This is a genomic window from Micromonospora sagamiensis (assembly GCF_014680085.1).
In the GTDB taxonomy this organism is placed as follows: Bacteria; Actinomycetota; Actinomycetes; order Mycobacteriales; family Micromonosporaceae; genus Micromonospora; species Micromonospora inyonensis.
The window spans coordinates 6,711,370-6,729,443 of the sequence record NZ_AP023438.1; the positions used below are offsets into that span (position 1 = coordinate 6,711,370).

15 protein-coding genes are annotated in these 18,074 nt (G+C 72.3%); 5 read left to right on the top strand and 10 right to left on the bottom strand.

Features of this window, described 5'->3' with window-relative positions; all coding sequences use genetic code 11:
* The first annotated feature begins 1 nt into the window (after nt 1).
* Nucleotides 2-1,480 (top strand): MFS transporter, encoded by a 1,479-nt coding sequence (locus IGA62_RS28630; protein ID WP_145817607.1) that lies wholly within the window; start codon nt 2-4, stop codon nt 1,478-1,480.
* Nucleotides 1,481-1,506: 26 nt separating this feature from the next.
* Nucleotides 1,507-2,409 carry an ABC transporter substrate-binding protein gene (locus IGA62_RS28635; protein WP_198501143.1) on the top strand — a complete coding sequence of 301 codons (903 nt, stop codon included), beginning with the start codon at nt 1,507-1,509 and terminating at the stop codon, nt 2,407-2,409.
* 48 nt (nt 2,410-2,457) lie between these two features.
* On the opposite strand, the gene IGA62_RS28640 is transcribed toward IGA62_RS28635, so the two are convergent.
* Together IGA62_RS28640 and IGA62_RS28645 are read right to left on the bottom strand one after the other, a co-directional pair.
* On the bottom strand, nt 2,458-3,240 hold the full coding sequence (locus IGA62_RS28640) for a nucleotidyltransferase domain-containing protein (RefSeq protein ID WP_145817603.1): 783 nt from the start codon (nt 3,238-3,240) through the stop codon (nt 2,458-2,460).
* A complete protein-coding gene (locus IGA62_RS28645) occupies nt 3,237-3,935 on the bottom strand; it encodes a nucleotidyltransferase domain-containing protein (protein WP_145817601.1) in 699 nt (232 codons plus the stop codon). Before IGA62_RS28645 ends, IGA62_RS28640 begins: the two co-directional genes overlap by 4 nt.
* Before the next feature lie 318 nt (nt 3,936-4,253).
* Between IGA62_RS28645 and IGA62_RS28650 the strand changes: the two genes are divergently transcribed.
* Nucleotides 4,254-5,096, top strand: a complete 843-nt coding sequence (locus tag IGA62_RS28650; protein WP_145817599.1) for an SGNH/GDSL hydrolase family protein — start codon at nt 4,254-4,256, stop codon at nt 5,094-5,096.
* Nucleotides 5,097-5,176: 80 nt separating this feature from the next.
* Here IGA62_RS28650 and IGA62_RS28655 read toward each other — a convergent pair whose 3' ends face one another.
* From IGA62_RS28655 to araB, 8 genes are all read right to left on the bottom strand, one after another.
* Nucleotides 5,177-6,196: a LacI family DNA-binding transcriptional regulator gene (locus IGA62_RS28655; RefSeq protein ID WP_145817597.1), complete on the bottom strand. Its 1,020-nt coding sequence runs from the start codon at nt 6,194-6,196 to the stop codon at nt 5,177-5,179.
* A 65-nt stretch (nt 6,197-6,261) separates the two neighbouring features.
* On the bottom strand, nt 6,262-7,767 hold the full coding sequence (gene araA / locus IGA62_RS28660; RefSeq protein WP_145817595.1) for an L-arabinose isomerase: 1,506 nt from the start codon (nt 7,765-7,767) through the stop codon (nt 6,262-6,264).
* Nucleotides 7,768-7,795: 28 nt separating this feature from the next.
* Nucleotides 7,796-8,791 (bottom strand): galactofuranose ABC transporter, permease protein YjfF, encoded by a 996-nt coding sequence (yjfF, locus tag IGA62_RS28665; protein WP_145817593.1) that lies wholly within the window; start codon nt 8,789-8,791, stop codon nt 7,796-7,798.
* Complete coding sequence (locus IGA62_RS28670; protein WP_145817591.1) at nt 8,788-9,861, bottom strand: ABC transporter permease; 1,074 nt, start codon at nt 9,859-9,861, stop codon at nt 8,788-8,790. The genes yjfF and IGA62_RS28670 overlap by 4 nt, the downstream gene beginning before the upstream one ends.
* Nucleotides 9,858-11,402: a sugar ABC transporter ATP-binding protein gene (locus IGA62_RS28675; protein ID WP_145817589.1), complete on the bottom strand. Its 1,545-nt coding sequence runs from the start codon at nt 11,400-11,402 to the stop codon at nt 9,858-9,860. Before IGA62_RS28675 ends, IGA62_RS28670 begins: the two co-directional genes overlap by 4 nt.
* Before the next feature lie 180 nt (nt 11,403-11,582).
* Nucleotides 11,583-12,581 carry an ABC transporter substrate-binding protein gene (locus IGA62_RS28680; RefSeq protein WP_232624808.1) on the bottom strand — a complete coding sequence of 333 codons (999 nt, stop codon included), beginning with the start codon at nt 12,579-12,581 and terminating at the stop codon, nt 11,583-11,585.
* 132 nt (nt 12,582-12,713) lie between these two features.
* Nucleotides 12,714-13,445, bottom strand: a complete 732-nt coding sequence (locus IGA62_RS28685; RefSeq protein ID WP_232624809.1) for an L-ribulose-5-phosphate 4-epimerase — start codon at nt 13,443-13,445, stop codon at nt 12,714-12,716.
* The gene (gene araB, locus IGA62_RS28690) at nt 13,442-15,139 is read right to left on the bottom strand and encodes a ribulokinase (RefSeq protein WP_145817586.1); all 1,698 of its coding nucleotides are present in this window, start codon (nt 15,137-15,139) and stop codon (nt 13,442-13,444) included. Before araB ends, IGA62_RS28685 begins: the two co-directional genes overlap by 4 nt.
* 188 nt (nt 15,140-15,327) lie before the next feature.
* Between araB and IGA62_RS28695 the strand changes: the two genes are divergently transcribed.
* Together IGA62_RS28695 and IGA62_RS28700 are read left to right on the top strand one after the other, a co-directional pair.
* Complete coding sequence (locus IGA62_RS28695; RefSeq protein ID WP_145817583.1) at nt 15,328-16,344, top strand: LacI family DNA-binding transcriptional regulator; 1,017 nt, start codon at nt 15,328-15,330, stop codon at nt 16,342-16,344.
* A gap of 250 nt (nt 16,345-16,594) precedes the next feature.
* The gene (locus IGA62_RS28700; RefSeq protein ID WP_145817581.1) at nt 16,595-18,034 is read left to right on the top strand and encodes a cellulase family glycosylhydrolase; all 1,440 of its coding nucleotides are present in this window, start codon (nt 16,595-16,597) and stop codon (nt 18,032-18,034) included.
* Nucleotides 18,035-18,074: the final 40 nt, after the last annotated feature.

Consider the following 18,074-nt stretch of genomic DNA (forward strand, 5'->3'; position numbering starts at 1 on the left):
GATGGCCCTGCCCCGGCGCAGCCGCGCCGCCCTGCTGGTCTGCTGCGGGACGCTGTTCCTCGGCGTCCTGGACGGCGCCGCGCTGAACCTGGCCCTCCCCTCGCTTCAGCGTGACCTGCGGCTGGCGACGGCCGAACTCCAGTGGGTGGCGGCCAGCAACGCGTTGGTACGGGCCAGCCTCACCCTGCTGTGCGGCGCGATCGCCGACCGGTACGGGCGACGGCGGATCTTCCGGCTCGGCCTGGGTGTCTTCGTGGTCGGCTCACTGGCGTGCAGCGTCGCGCCGGACGCGGTCTGGCTGGTCGGCAGCCGGGGTCTCCAGGGAGCCGGCGGTGCCCTGATGGCGCCGCCGGCGCTGGCCCTGATCACCAGCCTCTTCCCCGACGCCGGGCAGCGCGGCCGGGCACTGGGGACCTGGAGCGCCACGGCCGGCGTCTCGGCGGCCTGCGGCCCGCTGGTCGGCGGGGTCCTGGTGCAGGCGGCCGGGTGGCGCAGCGTGTTCTGGGTCGGGGTCGGCGGGGCGGCACTGCTGTACCTGGGCACCTGGCTGCTGCCCGAGGGGCGGGTCGACGGCCCGCCGCGCCGGCTGGACGCGGTCGGCAACGCCCTGGCCGCCCTGGCCCTGGTCGGCTTCACGTTCACGCTGATCGACGGGCCGAGCCGGGGCTGGACCAGCGGGGCGGTCCTGGTCGCCGGCGCGGTCGGCCTGGCCGCCGCACTCGGGTACGCCCCCGCCGCCCGGCGGCGGGCGGACCCGGTCCTCGACCCGGCGCACCTGGCCGTCCCCGCACTGCGCGGCGCGGTGCTCAGCGCGGTCGTGGCCTACCTCGCGCTGGGCGGGTTCACCTTCGTCAACACCTTCCACCTGCAACAGGTGCTCGGGTTCAGCCCGCTGGCCACCGGGCTGCTCACCCTGCCCACCACGGTCGGCACCCTGATCCTGGCCAACGTCTCCGGTCGCGTCGTCGGCCGGCACGGGGGCCGGCTCCCCGCCACGGTCGGGCACCTGTGCTTCGTGGCGTCCATGACCCTGCTCGCCCTGGTGGTCGCCACCGACGCGTGGCTGCCCCTGCTGCTGGTCGGCTACCTCCTGCTCGGGGCGGGCATGGGGCTGGTCAACCCGCCGGCCACCAACGCGGCGGTGACCAGCCTGCCCGGCGACCGGGCCGGCGTGGCCAGCGCCATCACCAGCGCCGCCCGGCAGGTCGGCACCAACCTCGGCGTCGCCGGACTCGGCGCCGTCCTGGTGTCGGTCCTCGCCGCGTCCGGCCAGCCCACCGACGACCTCGCCCGGGTCGCCGCCGACTCCGGGCAGGAGTACGTCACCGCCCTGCGCGTCGCGTACGGGCTGGTGGCGGTCATCGCCGCGCTCGCCGCCGGGGCGACGTGGCGGCTGTTCCGCCCACCGCCGGCCCGGACGGAGGTGGTGACGAACGCCCGCCTGTCCGCGACAACCCCCGTCACGACACCCACCCGATGACGACACCCACGGAAAGGACCACCACGGTGGCACTGAAGAAGGTCAGGAGCGTCCGCAGCGGCGCCATCTTCACCCTCCCCTACCTCGTCGCGCTGGAGCACGGCTACTTCGCCGAGGAGGGCATCGACCTGGAACTGGTCGCTGCCGGCACGTACGACGCCGTGCTCAAGCCGATCGAGGAGCACGAACTGGTCAGCTCGTTCGGCGGTATCTCCACGCCGTTCGAGAGCGGCGACGTCTCGCTCTACCGCGCCTGCGAGTGGGGGCAGATCCGCCGTTCGCACGACAGCACCCGGGGCGGCCAGATCATCGCCAAGCGGGCGGCGGTCGCCAGCCAGGCGATCTTCGTCCGGCCGGACTCCGGCATCCTGCACCCGCAGAGCCTGGCCAACCGGACGGTCGGGGTGAACTTCCACCACGGCTCGCACTACCTGGCGATCCAGTCGTTGGAGGGCTTCCTCGAACCGGACGAGATCAAGGTGGTGCACGCCGGCGGACCGGCCGAACGGTTCCGCAAACTGCGCGACGGCGAGATCGACGCGGTCGCGCTGATGGAGCCGTGGACCACGGCCGCGGAGAAGCTCGGCTACGTGCTGATCACCGAGGCGTTCTACGTCGGCTCGGAGATCGCCAGTGCCGACCTGGACCCGGAGACCTTCGCCGCGGTCGACCGCGCCGTCCGCCGGGCGGTACGGAAGATCAACGAGGACATCCGGCCGTACCTGCACCACTTCGTCGAGGAGGTGCCCGAGGACGTGGTGAAGCTGGAGCCGGCGGACTTCCGGCTCGGCCGGCTGCGCTACGCCGACCCGGAGCCGTACCCGGAGGGCGAGTTCGAGCGGACGCACCGCTGGATGGTGAAGTGGGGCCTCATCGAGCCGCAGTCCACCTTCGCGTCCATCGTGGACAACCGGGTGGCGGCGGTGTGATCCGCTGACCGTCGGTCGCCGGCCCGGGCAGTGTCGCCCGGGCCGGCGTCATCCGGCGTACTCCGCCAGCCGGACCCGGGTCACGAGCGCGTCGAGGTCCCGGGTGCCGGACGGCTGGTCCGGCAGTGCGCTGTCCTGCTGGGCCCGCTCCAGCCGGGCGGCCAGCGCGTCCAGGTCCCCGGCGAGGACGTCGTGCGGGACCAGGTCGCCGAGAGGGCCGTGTTCGGCGGTGCGCTTCGCCGTGACCAGGTCGGCCAGGTACGCCGGGGCCGGCTCGGCGTCGAGCAGGGTCGGCAGGTGCGTCTCGACCCGGCCGGTGCGCATCAGGTGGACGCCGGTCAGCAGGGCCCGGAAGGTGTAGAGCAGCGGTTTCAGCTCGCCGGTCCGCTCGAACAGCCGCCGCTGGGTGGCGGCGAAGCCACGGTAGTGGTGGCCGTGGTGCCGGGTCAGCACCGCCGGCGCCAGCTCGACCAGCGCGGCGTGCACCGGTGAGGTCCGCACCACCAGCGGCGACAGCAGCTGCTCCAGCACATAGCCGTTGCGCCGCAGCATCAACCGCACGAACTTGCGCAGGTCGTGGGTGACCAGGTCCAGCTCCACACCGTCCTCGTGCCACATCGCGGTCCGGGTCTCCGCCGGCTCGCCCAACCCGACCAGGTCGGCGACCGGCAGCAGGTGCACACCGCGCAGGTCCACGTCGGAGTCCCGGGACGGGAAACCGTACAGGTGCGCGCCGGAGACGGTGGCGAAGAGCAACGGGTACGGCTGCTCCCCCACCACGGCCGCGAGGTCCACACCCGGCGGCAGTCCCGCCGCCGCCAGCGCCGTCATGCCGGACCCCCGACCGACCGGCGGCGGACCGACACCAGCCACCGTTCGACGCGGTCGGTGTCGGGGTGCTCCGGTAGCGGACTGCGCTCCAGGTCGGCGGTCAGCCGGTCGGTGAGCCGGTCCCGCCAGGCCACCACCTCGGGCCAGGGCAGGGCACCCGCCTTCAGCGCCAGCAGCCGGTCCCGGTCGGCGCCCACGTCGAGCACCAGTTCCCCGGTCCGGATCAGGTGTCCACCGGCGGCGAGCAGTCGGACCAGGTGGGTCACGTGCCGCCACACGGGCGTGCCGTCGCGCTCGACGCCACGCTGCGCCTTGGCGAACTGTGCGGTGGCGTAGCGCAGGTAGGTGTCGGCGACCCGGCGGGACAGGAACGCCGGTGTGAGGTCGCGCAGTTCCCCGCCGAGCGGGGTGCAGGTCTCCACCAGGGGCGAGTGCAGGACCTCCAGGACGTTCGGGTTGGCGGCCAGCCCGAGAACGCAGACCCGCTCGACCTCCCAGCGGAACTGTTCCGGCAACGGCCCCTCGTGGTGCGGCGCCGGCTTGGTCAGCGGCCAGAACGCCGCCGCCGGCAGCGCGTACACACCACGCCGGTCGGTGTCCGAGGCCGGACCGGCCAGACCGAAGGCGCGGGAACCCACGACCACCTGGAGGATCGTGTGCTCGTCGACCAGTCGGTCGGTCAGCTCGGCGGTCATCGGGCACCGTCCGGGTCGTGGTTGCCGGACGGGGCGACACGTGGGGACCACACGGCGAGGATCATGTCAGAGGTCGACCACCGGAGGCACCCGGGTCCACCGCCCCGGTCCGGACCGTCCGGCTCACCGGGACCGGCCCGAGGAACCCGGACGCCCGGGTCGGCGTCGATTCCGTAACGTGGCCGGACGATCGCCGTCGACTGCTGACAGTGATGATCGTCAAGTTCTACGCTCGCGGGTGTCAGTCGTCGCCCGTACCCGGACCAGCGGTCCGGTCCGGCGGACGGCGAGCCTCCCGACCCACCTTCCGGAGCCCCTGTGATCTCCCACCGGACCCTCCTCCTCAGCGTCGCGGCCGTGGTGACCGCCTCGGTCCTGGCCCCGTCGACCGCCGTCGCGGCGGTGCCCACGAGCGCGCGGATGGTCGCGCTCGGCGACTCCATCACCCGGGCCGCCGTCGCCGACGGGACCCAGAACACCCAGCCGCAGAACTCCTGGTCCACCGGCACCAGCACGTCCGTCGAATCGCACCTGCGGCGGCTGGAGGCGTACGGGGTCGACATGACCGGCGGCAACTACGCCAAGGGTGGCGAGCGCTCGGTCCACCTGGCCACCCAGGCGACCAACGCCCTCGCCAACGCCGACGCCGACTACGTGACCATCCTGATCGGCGGCAACGACATCTGCTACGCCTCGACCCCGTCGGGTACCACCGCGCCCGACACCTTCGAGGCGAACGTGCGCAAGGCCCTCGACATCATCAGGGCCGAGAACCCGGACACCCGGGTGCTGCTGGCCTCGGTGCCGAGCATGATGTCGCTCTACCGGATCGGTCAGCAGAACTTCCTGATCCGGACGCGCTGGAACCTGATCGGCATCTGCGAGGTGATGCTGGCCAACCCGACCGACACCTCGTCCGCCGCGAACGCGCGGCGCGCCGCGGTGGAGGCCCGGGTCGACGAGTACAACCAGCGGCTGGCCAAGCTCGCCGCGGAGCGGGCCAACGTGTTCTACGACAACGGCGCGGTGCACAACGCCCCGTTCACCGCATCCGACCTGTCGGTCCTCGACGGCTTCCACCCGTCGATCAGCGGACAGAACAAGATCGCCCAGGTCACCTGGAACGAGGCCGTCCGGCAGGGCGTCTTCGACGTCGGCTGATCCGTCTGATCCGTGGGTGTCGGGCTGGCCGACACCCACGGGTCGGCCAGCCGTCCGGGCCGGTCCGGGCGCGTGTCCGGTCAGCCCCGGGAGGCGCCGCTGCTGGCGCGCACGACGAGCGTCGGTTCGACCTGGGGGTCCGTGGTGTGTCCGGCCGGCTGACCGAACAGCTCCAGCAGGGTGGCGACACACCGGCGGCCGACCTCGTCGAAGTCCTGCCGGACGGTGGTCAACGGTGGTGACAGGTACTCCGCTTCGGGGATGTCGTCGAATCCGACCACGCTGACGTCCTCCGGGACCCGTACGCCCCGTTGGTGCAGCGAGCGGAGCAGGCCGAGCGCCTGCTGGTCGTTGGCGCAGAAGATCGCGGTGACGTCCGGCCGGTCGGCCAGGGACTGCCCGATCTCGTAGCCGGCACGCGGGCTCCAGTCCCCCTGGAGCACCGGCGGGACCGGACGACCGGCCACCTCCAGGGCCAGCCGCCAGCCGTCGACCCGGTCGCGGGCCTCCAGCCAGTCCCGGGGGCCGGCGATGTGCCACACCGTCGGGTGCCCGAGGGAGAGCAGGTGCTCGACGGCCAGCCGGGCCCCGGCGACCTGGTCGACCGAGATGCTGGGCAGTTCGCCGGCCCCGCCGGACTCCACCACCACGGCCGGTACGCCGGTCGGCAGCCCGTGGACGGCCATCGCCGCGGTCAGCATCGGGGCGATCAGCACCACCCCGGCCACCGACTGCTCGGTCAACGCGTCGAGGGCCGACCTCATCCCGGCCCGGTCGAGCCGTTCCAGGGTGACGATGCTGATGCCGTAGCCGGCCGCCCGGGCGGCGCGCTCGATGCCGAGCAGGGTGGCCGCCGGGCCGTACAGGATGGTGTCGAAGCTGACCACGCCGATGACCCGGGAGCGCCGGCCGGCGAGCCCACGGGCCAGGGCGTTGGGCCGGTAGTTGAGCTGGCGCACCGCGCGCAGCACCCGTTCCCGGGTCTCCTGGCGGACGCTCGGGTGGTTGTTGAGCACCCGGGACACGGTCTGGTGCGACACACCGGCGAGTCGTGCGACGTCACTCATCACCGCGGCGCGCGCGGCCGGCTGCTGTCCCATGACACCCCCCTTCTCGAGATCGTAGCCGGCCGTGATCAATTCGAGCCGCTGGCGGGTGTGGTGCTTCAGAACCCCCGGGCCAGACGGTGGTAGGCCTGGTTCCACCGGAGTTCGTCGGCCAACCTCCGGGTCGTGGTCGCGGCGTCGATGACCACCAGCTCGGTGGCGACCATCTCGGCCAGGTCGTGCAGTTCCTCGACCCCGACCGCCTGCGACAGCACCGTGTGGTGCGGCGCGCCCGCGGTGAGCCACGCCTCCGCCGAGGCGGCCAGGTTCGGCCGGGGCCGCCACACCGCCCGGGCCACCGGCAGCTTCGGCAGGGGCTCCGGCGGGGCGACCACGTCGATCTCGTTGGCGACCAGGCGGAACCGCTCCCCCAGGTCGGCCAGGCCGAGCACCACCGCCGGGCCGGGCCGGGCGTCGAAGACCAGCCGGACCGGATCCTCCCGCCCGCCGATGCCCAGCGGGTGGATCTCCACGGTCGGCGTCCCGGCGGCGATGCTGGGGCAGACCTCGAGCATGTGCGCGCCGAGGACGAGTTCCCGACCGGGGGTCAGGTCGTAGGTGTAGTCCTCCATGAAGGACGTCCCGCCGTCGGTGCCGACCGACATCGCCTTGAGCGTGTGCACCAGCACCGAGGTCTTCCAGTCCCCCTCACCCCCGAAGCCGTAGCCGTCGGCCATCAGCCGCTGCACGGCGATGCCGGGGAGCTGGCGCAGCCCGCCGAGGTCCTCGAAGTTGGTGGTGAACGCCCGGAACCCGTGCGCGTCGAGGAAGTCGCGCAGGCCGGCCTCGATCCGGGCCGCGTAGCGCAGGGAGGTGTGCCGGTCCCCGTCCGGCCGCAACGCCGGGACCAGCCGGAAGCTGTCGTCGTACTCCCTGACGAGGGCGTCGACGCGGGCGTCGGGCACCGCGTCGACGGCGGCCACCAGGTCGTTGACGCCGTAGGTGTTGACCGAGACGCCGAAGCGCAGCTCCGCCTCGACCTTGTCGCCCTCGGTCACCGCCACGTCGCGCATGTTGTCGCCGAATCGCGCCAGCCGCAGCGACCGCATCGCCGCGTACCCGATCGCGGCCCGGGCCCACGCCCCGATCCGGGCGCCGACCCGGGGATCGCTCACGTGCCCGGCGACCGTCTTGCGGGCCACCCCGAGCCGGGTCTGCACGTACCCGAACTCGCGGTCGCCGTGGGCGGCCTGGTTCAGGTTCATGAAGTCCATGTCGATCTCGGACCAGGGCAGCGCCACGTTGGCCTGCGTGTGCAGGTGCAGCAGCGGGGTGCGCAACGCGTCCAGGCCGGAGATCCACATCTTGGCCGGGGAGAAGGTGTGCATCCAGGCGATCACCCCGACCGCGCCCCGCACCGCGGCGTCGCGGCAGACCGCCAGGATGTCGGTGCTGGAGGTGAGGACCGGCTTCCAGACCACCCGGGCCGGGATGGCCGGGTCGGCGTCGAGCTGCGCGGCGATCCGGCGGGACTGGTCGGCCACCTGGCGCAGGGTGTCCGGGCCGTAGAGACCCTGACTGCCGGTGAGGAACCAGACCTCGGCGGCCGGGGATGGGTTGGTCATGGGGTTGCCTTCCGGTGAGCTGGTCGGGTCACTTCTTGCGGATGCCGACAAGGCGTTGGAGCAGGATGAACGCGAACAGCAGGCCACCGATCACGATCTTGGTCCACCAGGAGCTGAGGCTGCCGTCGAAGGTGATCAACGTCTGGATCACGCCGAGCACCCCGACACCGAGCACGGTGCCGAACACGTAGCCGGAGCCGCCGGTGAGCAGGGTGCCGCCGATGACGACCGCGGCGATGACGTCCAGTTCCATCCCGACGGCGATCAGCGGGGCCCCGGAGAGGGTGTAGAACGAGAGCAAAATGCCGCCGATCGCCGAGCAGAGCCCGCTGATGGTGTAGACGGCGATCTTCGTGCGGCCCACCGGCAGGCCCATGAGCAGCGCGGACTGCGGGTTGCCGCCGACGGCGTACACGTTGCGGCCCAGCCGGGTGTACGCCAGCGTGTACGCGGCCACCAGCACCACGGCCAGGGCGATCAGGACGCTGTACGTCACGAAGTTCCCGCCGACGCGGATGCGTTCCTGGGCCACGCCGGTCCAGAACCCGTCGGTGATCGGGACGGACGTCGCGCTGATCCAGGTGCACATGCCGCGGGCGAAGAACATCCCGGCCAACGTCACGATGAACGGCTGGATGTCGAAGAGGTGGATGACGCAGCCCATCGCGAACCCGAGGGTGGGGCCGATCAGCAGGGCGATCAGCAGCACCAGCGCCGGGGGCAGGCCGGCGCGCAGCAGGGACGCCGACACCATCGCGGTCATCGCCACCACCGAACCGACGGACAGGTCGATGCCGCCGGTGAGGATCACGAAGGTCATGCCGACCGCGACCACGAGCAGGAAGCCGTTGTCGATGAAGATGTTGAGGACGACCTGGATGTCGGAGAAGGCGCGGTACTGCGAGACGCCGACGCCGTACATGACCAGCAGCAGGGCGAGGGTCGCCAGCACCGGTACCTGCCGCTGCGGCACCCGCCACCGCCGGGCTCGGCCGGCCCGCGCGGCCAGGTGGTTCGTGGTCATGCCGGGACCTGCTCCTTCTGCGTCTCGGCGCCCGCCACCGGGGGCACCGCCGGGGTGGACGACCGCCGGCGGAACCGCGCGCGGAACGCCGGGGCCTGGATGAGACAGACCGCGATCACCACCACCGCCTTGAACAGCAGGGCGGTCTGCGGGTCGATGTCCATCGCGTACACCGACGTGGTCAGGGTCTGGATGATCAGCGCGCCGACGATGGTGCCGCCGAGGTGGAAGCGGCCACCGGCGAGGGCGGTGCCGCCGATGACCACGGCCAGGATCGCGTCGAGTTCGACCCACAGCCCGGCGGCGTTGCCGTCGGCGCTGGAGACGTTCGCGGTCATCATGAAGCCGGCGACGGCCGCGCAGGCGGCGCTCACCACGTACACCAGGAAGGTGATCCGGGCCGACCGGATGCCGGCCAGCCGGCTCGCCTCGGCGTTGCCACCGACCGCCTCGATGATCGTGCCGAGGGCGGTGCGCCGGGTCAGCACCGCCACCAGCAGGGTCACCGCGAGGGCGACGACGATGGCGAACGGCAGGGTGAGCAGGTGCCCCACCCCGATCGTCCGGTACGGCCCGCTGTTGACGGTGATGATCTGACCGGACGTGATCAGCTGGGCCAGGCCCCGGCCGGCGACCATGAGGATCAGCGTGGCGATGATGGGTTGGATGCCGATCACCGCCACCAGCACCCCGTTCCACGCCCCGAGCAGCAGGGCGACACCGAGGGCGAGGGCCAGTGCGGTGAGCACCCCGGCGAGGCTGTCCTGGTCGGATTGCCGGCTGATGTGCAGGCAGGCCACCGCGCCGCTGACCGCGACCACCGAGCCGACCGAGAGGTCGATCCCACCGGTGGCGATGACCAGGGACATGCCCAGGGCGACCAGGATGAGCGGGGCGCTGAGCCGGACGATGTCGATCAGGCTGCCGTACAGGTGACCGTTCTTGACCTCGACGGCCAGGAAGCTGGGTCGGTGGACCGCGTTGGCGGCCAGCAGCACCAGCAGCACCACGATCGGCCAGAACAGCCGGTGGCCGGTGGCCCCCGCGAGACGTGTCCGCACCGTGCTCATGCCGCCACCGGTCCGTCCTGGGTGCTGCCGCTGGCGATGGCCCGCATGACGCGCTCGGCGTCGAGGCTGTCGTCGTTGGCGAGCTGGGCGACCATCCGCCGGTCCCGCATCACCACCACCTTGTGGCTGAGCCGCAGCACCTCCTCCAGCTCGGCGGAGACGAACAGCACCGCCATCCCGCCGTCGGCGAGCCGGGCCACCAGGCGCTGGATCTCGGTCTTCGCGCCGATGTCGATGCCCCGGGTCGGCTCGTCCAGGATGAGCAGCCGGGGTTCGGTGATCAGCCACCGCGCCAGCAGGACCTTCTGCTGGTTGCCGCCGGAGAGGTTGCGCACCGGCAGCTCCGGGTCGGCCGGCCGGATGCTCGGCGCCTCGATCCAGCGTCGTACCAGCTCGTCCTGCCGTCGGCGCGGGACGGGCCGGAGCCAGCCCCGGGCCGCCTGCATGGCCAGGATGATGTTCTCCCGCACCGACAGCTCGCCGACCAGTCCCTCGGTGCGGCGGTTCTCGGAGCAGAACGCGATGTCCCGGTCGATCGCGGCGACCGGGTTGCGGATGGCGACCGGCGTGCCGTCGACGGTGAGCTGTCCCCGGTCGGCCCGGTCGGCGCCGAAGAGCAGCCGGGCCACCTCGGTACGCCCCGACCCGAGCAGCCCGGCCAGCCCGACCACCTCGCCCCGGCCGATGGTGAGGTCGAACGGCGCGACCGAACCGGAGCGGCCCAGCCCGGTCGCGGCCACCACCGGCGTGCCCCGCGCGACGGCGGCCGGGTCCCGGCCGGTCTGCTCGTCGAGGCGCTCCAGCGCGTCGAGTTCCTTGCCGATCATCTTCTCCACCAGGGCGAGCTGGGGCAGGTCGGCGGTGGCGTACTCGCCGACGAGCCGTCCGTTGCGCAGTACGGTGATCCGGTCGGCGATGCCGTACACCTGGTCGAGGAAGTGGGTGACGAAGAGGATCGCGATGCCCTGGTCACGGAGTTGGCGCATGATGCGCAGCAGCTGCGCCACCTCGTCGGCGTCGAGGCTGGAGGTGGGCTCGTCCAGGATCAGCACCCGGGCGTCGATGTCGACCGCGCGGGCGATCGCCACCATCTGCTGCACCGCCAGGGAGTAGCTGCCGAGCAGCGCGCTGACGTCGACGTGCAGGTCGAGGCGGGCGAGCAGGGCCCGGGCGCGGCGGCGCATCTCGCGCCAGTTCACCGCACCGAACCGCCGGGGTTCCCGGCCGATGAAGATGTTCTCCGCGACCGAGAGGTTGGCGCAGAGGTTGACCTCCTGGTAGACGGTGCTGACGCCGGCCGCGGTGGCCTGCCTCGGGCCGGTGAAGGACACCGGCGCGCCGCCGAGGGTGACGGTGCCACCGTCGGTGCCGTACACGCCGGTGAGCACCTTGATCAGGGTCGACTTGCCGGCGCCGTTCTCGCCCATCAGGGCGTGCACCTCGCCGGGGAACAGGCGGAAGTCGACGCCGTCGAGGGCGCGTACTCCCGGGAAGAACTTGCTGATCGCGGTCATCGTCAGGACCGGAAGCCGCTGCGACATCCCACCAGACCTTTCGTGGTTCGCTGCGAGTGAGGGGCCACCGCGACCGGCCACGGCGGTCGGGCGGGCACGGCGCGTGGGTTGTCCGGGCCGGCGGGGCGGGTCACCGCGCCCCGGCCGGTCCGTCGGCCGGCGGGGAGGTCGGCCGGGGTGCCGCACGGTGGCGGCACCCCGGGTCGGTCAGTACCTCCGGTTGGGCAGCGCGGCCCTGGCCTGCTCCTGGGTGAAGGTGGTCTCCTGGGTCTCCACCCGGGCCGGCACCTCCTCGCCCGCGTGCACCTTCCTGACCAGCTCCATGAGCTGGTCGCCCAGCAGCGGGCTGCACTCGGCGATGAAGTTGAACTTCCCGTCGGCGAGGGCCTGCATGCCGTCCTTCACCGCGTCGATGGTGATGATGGTGATGTCCCTGCCCGGCACCTTGCCGGCCGCGGTGATCGCCTCCAGCGCGCCCAGGCCCATGTCGTCGTTGTGTGCGAACAGCACGTCGATGTCCGGGTTGGCCTTGAGGAACTGCTCCATGACCTGCTTGCCGCCGGCCCGGGTGAAGTCACCGCTCTGCGACGCGACGATCTTCAGGTTGGGGTTGGCGGCGATCGCCTCGGCGAAGCCCTTCTTGCGGTCGTTGGCCGGGGCCGAGCCGGTGGTGCCCTGGAGCTCGACGATGGTCACCGGGCCGGTGGCGCTCCTGGTCTGCTCGATGAGCCATTCACCGGAGAGGCGACCCTCCTTGACGAAGTCCGACCCGATGAAGGTCTTGTAGAGGCTCCTGTCGGCCGAGTCGACGCTGCGGTCGGTGAGGATCACCGGGATCTTGGCGTCCCGGGCCTCTTTGAGGACGGTGTCCCAGCCGGACTCCACCACCGGCGAGAAGGCGATCACGTCGACCTTCTGCTGGATGAAGTTGCGGATCGCCTTGATCTGGTTCTCCTGCTTCTGCTGGGCGTCGTCGAACTTCAGCTCGATCCCGGCCGCGGCGGCGGCCTCCTTGATCGAGTTCGTGTTCGCGGTACGCCAGCCGCTCTCCGCGCCGACCTGCGAGAACCCGAGGACGATCGGGCCGTCGCCGGCGTCGGCTCCGGTGTCGCTGTTGGCGCAGGCGGCAAGGGAGGTGGCCAGCAGGCCGGCGGCCAGGACGGCACCGAACCCGCGCCGTGTGATCATCGTGTGGGGCGTCGACATGAGGTGACTCCATTCAGGGGTGGGGTGGGGTGACTGCCGGGGCCCGGCCCGGGGGCAGCCGTCACCGGGCCGCGACGGGTGCGGTGGACCGGCCGGCCCGTCGGGCCGGAACCGGCGAGGGGGACGGACGCGTCAGGGGTTCGTGGCGGCCCGGCCGGGCTGCCCGTACACGTTCTGGTAGCGGTCGTAGAGGGCGTCGATGTCCGCCCGCGCCATCGGCACCGGCTCGCCGAGCGCCCGGGTCAGGTGCGCGGTGCGGGCCACGTCCTCGCACATCACCGCCGCCTTGACCGCCGCGCGGGCGTCCCGGCCGATGGTGAAGACCCCGTGGTTGCGCATCAGTACCGCCGGGGAGCGGTGCCCGGAGAGGGTGGCCACGATGCCCTTGCCGATGTCGTCGCCGCCGATCAGGGCGAACGGGCCGACCGGGATCTCCCCGCCGAACTCGTCGGCCTGCGCGGTGAGGTGGCACGGGATCGGCTCGCCGCGCGCGGCCCAGGCGGTGGCGTACCCGCTGTGGGTGTGCACGACGCCGCCGACCTCCGGCATCGCCCGGTAGACGTGGGCGTGCGCGGCGGTGTCACTCGACGGCGACAGGTCGCCTGCCACCACGGCTCCGTCCAGGTCGCAGACGATCATGTTGTCCGGGCGGAGGTCGTCGTAGGAGACCCCGCTGGGCTTGATGACCATCAGGTCCCGCCCCGGCACCCGGGCCGAGACGTTGCCGGCCGTCCAGGCCACCAGGCCGTACCGGACCAGCTCGCCGTGCAGGGCCGCGACCTGCTCACGCAGCCGCGCCACCTCGACGCCCAGCTCGGGGCCTGCCGTCACCTCACCGCGTGCGGCGAGGCCGCGCTCGCTCATGCCACCACCTCCAGGGAAACTGCGGCCGGGTCGGCCGGGTCGGGGTCCGCCGCCCGGCGGGCGGCGTTGCGGATGGCACGCAGGCGCAGCAGCATGTCCTCGGCGCCCCGGCCGAAGTGGTCGTGCAGCCGCCGGTACTCGGCGTACAGCGCGTCGTAGGCGCGGGCCCGCTCCGGGTCCGGCCGGTACACGTCCCGGTCGACCCGGCCCATCGCCGCCGAGGCGGCCGGCACGTCGGGGTACGCCCCGGCGGCGACCGCCGCGTGGATCGCCGAGCCCAGCGCCGGCCCCTGGGTCGACCCGATGATGCCCAGCGGGCGTTTCGTGACGTCGGCGTAGATCTGCATGAGCAGGCGGTTGCCGGTGAGCCCCCCGGCGACGATCAGCTCCCGCACCGGCACTCCCGCCTCGGCGAACGCCTCGATGATCATGCGGGTGCCGTACGCGGTGGACTCCAGCAGCGCGCGGTAGACGTCCGGCGGGCGGGTGGCCAGGGTCAGCCCGACGACCACGCCGCTGAGGTCGTGGTTGACCAGCAGGGACCGGTTGCCGTTCCACCAGTCCAGCGCCACCAGGCCGTGTGCGCCGACGGGTTGCGCGGCGGCAGCCTCGGTCAGCGCCTCGTGCGAGGCGTACCCGGCTGGCGCGGCGTGCGCGACGAACCAGCCGAAGATGTCGCCCACCGCGCTCTGCCCGGCCTCGTAGCCCCAGGAGCCGGCGCTGATCCCACCGTCGACGACGCCGCACATGCCGGTCACCTCCGCCGGCCGGGTCCCGTTGACCACGAGGCAGGTCGAGGTGCCCATGATGGCGACCAGCCGACCCGGTTCGAGGGCCTGCGCGGCGGCGGCGGTGACGTGGGCGTCGACGTTGCCGACCGCGACGGCGATCCCCTCGGGCAGGCCGGTCCAGGCCGCCGCCCGGGCGGTGAGGCCGCCGGCCCGCGCGCCCAGCGGGGCCAGCGGACCGTCCAGCTTGGCGACGAAATCGGCGAAGTCGGGGTGCAGCGCGGCGAGGTAGTCGCGGGACGGGTACCGGCCGTCCTGGTGGATGCCCTTGTAGCCGGCGGTACAGACGTTGCGGGTCTCGACACCGCAGAGCTGCCAGACGATCCAGTCGGCGGCCTCGATCCACCGGTCGGCCCGGTGGTAGACCTCCGGGTCCTCCTCCAGCAGTTGCAGCCCCTTGGCGTACTGCCACTCGGCGGAGATCCTGCCGCCGTACCGGCCGATCCACGGTTCGCCGCGTTCGTGGGCCAGGGCGTTGATCCGGTCCGCCTGGGGTTGGGCGGCGTGGTGCTTCCACAACTTGACCCAGGCGTGCGGGCGGCTGCGCAGGTCGGGCAGTTCGCAGAGGGGGGTGCCGTCGGCGAGGGTGGGCAACACGGTGCAGGCGGTGAAGTCGATGCCGACGCCGACCACCCGGGCCGGGTCGACACCGCTGGCCGCCAGCGCGGCCGGGACGGCGTGCCGCAGCACGTCCCGGTAGTCCTCCGGATCCTGGAGCGCCCAGTCGGCGGGCAGCGGTCGACCATCGGCGGCCAGCACCGTGTCCATGACGCCGTGCCGGTACGCGTGCACCGCCGTGCCCAGCTCGGCGCCGTCGTCGACCCGGACCACCAGCGCCCGGCCGGACAGCGTGCCGAAGTCGATGCCGACCACGTACCGGTCGCCCGAGCCCGCCGAGACCTTCATGACACCCCTCCACTCACCCGTCGGGAAACAGTGTTAGCGCTCACATAGAGAACCGTCAAGATGCTGGGAACCAAAGCCGGACCACCACCACGACGGCCGGGTGGATGCGCTCACACGACGGAGGTCGACGACGAATCTCGAAAGTTTCGGGATATGCTGCGGGTGCCGACGAATCGCGGGGTGATGGCGTGGAGCAGCAACGGGCGACGCTGGCGGCGATCGCGCAGGCCGCAGGCGTGTCGGTCCCGACCGTCTCCAAGGTTCTCAACGGCCGCGCGGACGTCGCACCGGCGACCCGGCAGCGGGTGCAGACCCTGCTCGACGAGCGCGGGTACACCGCCCGCCGCAGCAGCCGACCGGCCCACCGGGCCCACCTGATCGACCTGGTCCTGCGGGACCTGGGCAGCCCCTGGGCGATGCAGATCATCGACGGGGTGGAGGAGTTGGCCTACCGGGCCGGGTTCGGCGTGGTCGTCTCGGCGGTGCACGGGCGGCACCGCAGCCGCCCCGACCGCCGGTGGACCGAGCAGCTCGCCGACCGCCGCTGCGACGGGGTGCTCCTGGTGCTCTCCGACCTCTCCACCAGCCAGCGGGGCCAGCTCGACGAACTGGGCATCCCGGTGGTCATCATCGACCCGGCCGGGCACCCTCCGGTCGACATCCCCAGCGTCGGCGCGACCAACTGGGCCGGCGGGCTGACCGCCACCGATCACCTGATCGGCCTGGGCCACCGACGCGTCGCCGTGATCGGCGGCCCGCCGACGGTGCCGTGCAGCCGCGCCCGGGTCGACGGCTACCGGGCCGCGATGAACGCCGCCGGGCTCCGGGTGCCGTCCGGCTACGTCCGTACCGGTGACTTCACCGCGTCCTCCGGCTACCGGGAGACCAACGCCCTGCTCGACCTGGCCCGACCGCCCACCGCCGTCTTCGCCTGCGCCGACGAGATGGCCATGGGCGCGTACGAGGCCCTCTACGAGCGGGGGCTGCGGGTGCCGGACGACCTCAGCATCGTCGGCTTCGACGACTTGGACGCCGCCCGGTGGGCCGTGCCGCCCCTGACCACCGTCCGGCAGCCGCTGACCGAGATGGCCGCGATGGCCACCCGGATGCTGCTCAGCCTCGTGGGCGGCGAGGAACTGGGCAGTCACCGGTTGGAACTCGCCACTCCGCTGGTGGTCCGGCACAGCACCCGACAGCTGCCCTGATCGCACACTTCGACACATGCACATGTTGCATGGAGGTTACGCACCCCCGTACGCTGCCGTGGGAGCGCTCCCGCGACGGAGGGGACGGTGCCGCCGTCCACGGTCGTGACGGTCAGCGCCGTCCGGGCCGGCGGGACGGGTGTGGGCAACCCGGGACGCCTCGTCAGCACGGTGCCGCGCACCGGAGAACGGACCGGCGACCCGGCGCGACCACCCCACCCCCACCCCCGAACAGAATGAGACGGTTCCGATGACAGACATCCCACGTCCGTTCCGGCGACAGCTCGCCGTGGCCGGCGCGATCGGTGCGCTGGCCATGGGCGCGACCGCGGTCCTGCCGACCGAGGACGCCGTCGCCGCCGCCGGTTGTGCGGTCACGTACACCGCCAGCAGCTGGACCGGCGGGTTCACCGCCTCCATCACCATCACGAACCTCGGCGACCCGGTCGACGGCTGGACCCTCGGCTTCAGCTTCCCCGACGCCGGCCAGCGGGTCGGCCAGGGCTGGTCGGCGACGTACAGCCAGACCGGTGCCGCGGTGACCGCACGAAGCCTGAGCTACAACGGCGCGCTGGCCACCGGGGCCAGCACGAACATCGGCTTCAACGGCACCTGGACCGGCAGCAACCCGACGCCGACGTCGTTCACCCTCAACGGCACGGTCTGCACGGGCGGCGCCGGTCCGACCACCCCGCCGCCCACCACCCCACCCCCGACCACACCGCCGCCGACCACCCCGCCACCGGGCGGGCAGACGCCGGTCGCCGTCAACGGTCAACTGCAGGTCTGCGGCGCCAACCTCTGCAACCAGTACGGCAAGCCGATCCAGCTGCGCGGGATGAGCAGTCACGGCATCCAGTGGTTCCCGCACTGCTACAACGACGCGTCCCTGGACGCGCTCGCCAAGGACTGGCTGGCGGACCTCTTCCGGATCTCCATGTACGTGCAGGAGGACGGCTACGAGACCGACCCGGCCGGGTTCACGAACCGGGTCAACACCCTGGTCGAGGAGGCCACCGAGCGCGGCATGTACGCGCTGGTCGACTTCCACACCCTCACTCCGGGCGACCCGATGTTCAACCTGGAGCGGGCCAAGACCTTCTTCGCCGCCGTCTCCGCCCGGCACGCGAACGAGAACAACGTGATCTACGAGATCACCAACGAGCCGAACGGCGTGAGCTGGTCGACCATCAAGAACTACGCCGAGCAGGTCATCCCGGTCATCCGGGCCAACGACCCGGACGCCGTGGTGGTCGTCGGCACCCGGGCCTGGTCGTCGCTGGGCGTGTCGGAGGGCGGCAACTCCACCGAGATCGTCAACAACCCGGTGAACGCGAGCAACGTGATGTACGCGTTCCACTTCTACGCCGCCTCGCACCGGGACAACTACCGGGCCGAGCTGGAGCGGGCCGCCGCCCGGCTGCCGATGTTCGTCACCGAGTTCGGCACGGTCGACTACACCGGTGACGGCGGCGTCGACCTGGCCAGCAGCGCCGCCTGGCTGGACCTGCTGGACCGGCTGAAGATCAGTTACGCCAACTGGACCTACTCCGACAAGGCCGAGGGCAGCGCGGCGTTCCGACCGGGCACCTGCTACGGCGGCACCTACGCCGGTACGGCGGTGCTCACCGAGTCCGGCGCCTTCATGCGCAACCGCATCCGCACCCCGGACAACTTCCCCACCAGCTGACCCTTGGACGCGCACCATCCGAGACGGTGTCCCGACCCCG

What these genes read in the sequence shown, in the direction of transcription:
- IGA62_RS28630 (WP_145817607.1), top strand. Translation starts at nt 2, where the DNA reads ATGGCCCTGCCCCGGCGCAGCCGCGCCGCCCTGCTGGTCTGCTGCGGG.
- IGA62_RS28640 (WP_145817603.1), bottom strand. Translation starts at nt 3,240, where the DNA reads ATGACGGCGCTGGCGGCGGCGGGACTGCCGCCGGGTGTGGACCTCGCG.
- IGA62_RS28645 (WP_145817601.1), bottom strand. Translation starts at nt 3,935, where the DNA reads ATGACCGCCGAGCTGACCGACCGACTGGTCGACGAGCACACGATCCTC.
- IGA62_RS28655 (WP_145817597.1), bottom strand. Translation starts at nt 6,196, where the DNA reads ATGGGACAGCAGCCGGCCGCGCGCGCCGCGGTGATGAGTGACGTCGCA.
- araA (WP_145817595.1), bottom strand. Translation starts at nt 7,767, where the DNA reads ATGACCAACCCATCCCCGGCCGCCGAGGTCTGGTTCCTCACCGGCAGT.
- yjfF (WP_145817593.1), bottom strand. Translation starts at nt 8,791, where the DNA reads ATGACCACGAACCACCTGGCCGCGCGGGCCGGCCGAGCCCGGCGGTGG.
- IGA62_RS28670 (WP_145817591.1), bottom strand. Translation starts at nt 9,861, where the DNA reads ATGAGCACGGTGCGGACACGTCTCGCGGGGGCCACCGGCCACCGGCTG.
- IGA62_RS28675 (WP_145817589.1), bottom strand. Translation starts at nt 11,402, where the DNA reads ATGTCGCAGCGGCTTCCGGTCCTGACGATGACCGCGATCAGCAAGTTC.
- IGA62_RS28680 (WP_232624808.1), bottom strand. Translation starts at nt 12,581, where the DNA reads ATGTCGACGCCCCACACGATGATCACACGGCGCGGGTTCGGTGCCGTC.
- IGA62_RS28685 (WP_232624809.1), bottom strand. Translation starts at nt 13,445, where the DNA reads ATGAGCGAGCGCGGCCTCGCCGCACGCGGTGAGGTGACGGCAGGCCCC.
- araB (WP_145817586.1), bottom strand. Translation starts at nt 15,139, where the DNA reads ATGAAGGTCTCGGCGGGCTCGGGCGACCGGTACGTGGTCGGCATCGAC.
- IGA62_RS28700 (WP_145817581.1), top strand. Translation starts at nt 16,595, where the DNA reads ATGACAGACATCCCACGTCCGTTCCGGCGACAGCTCGCCGTGGCCGGC.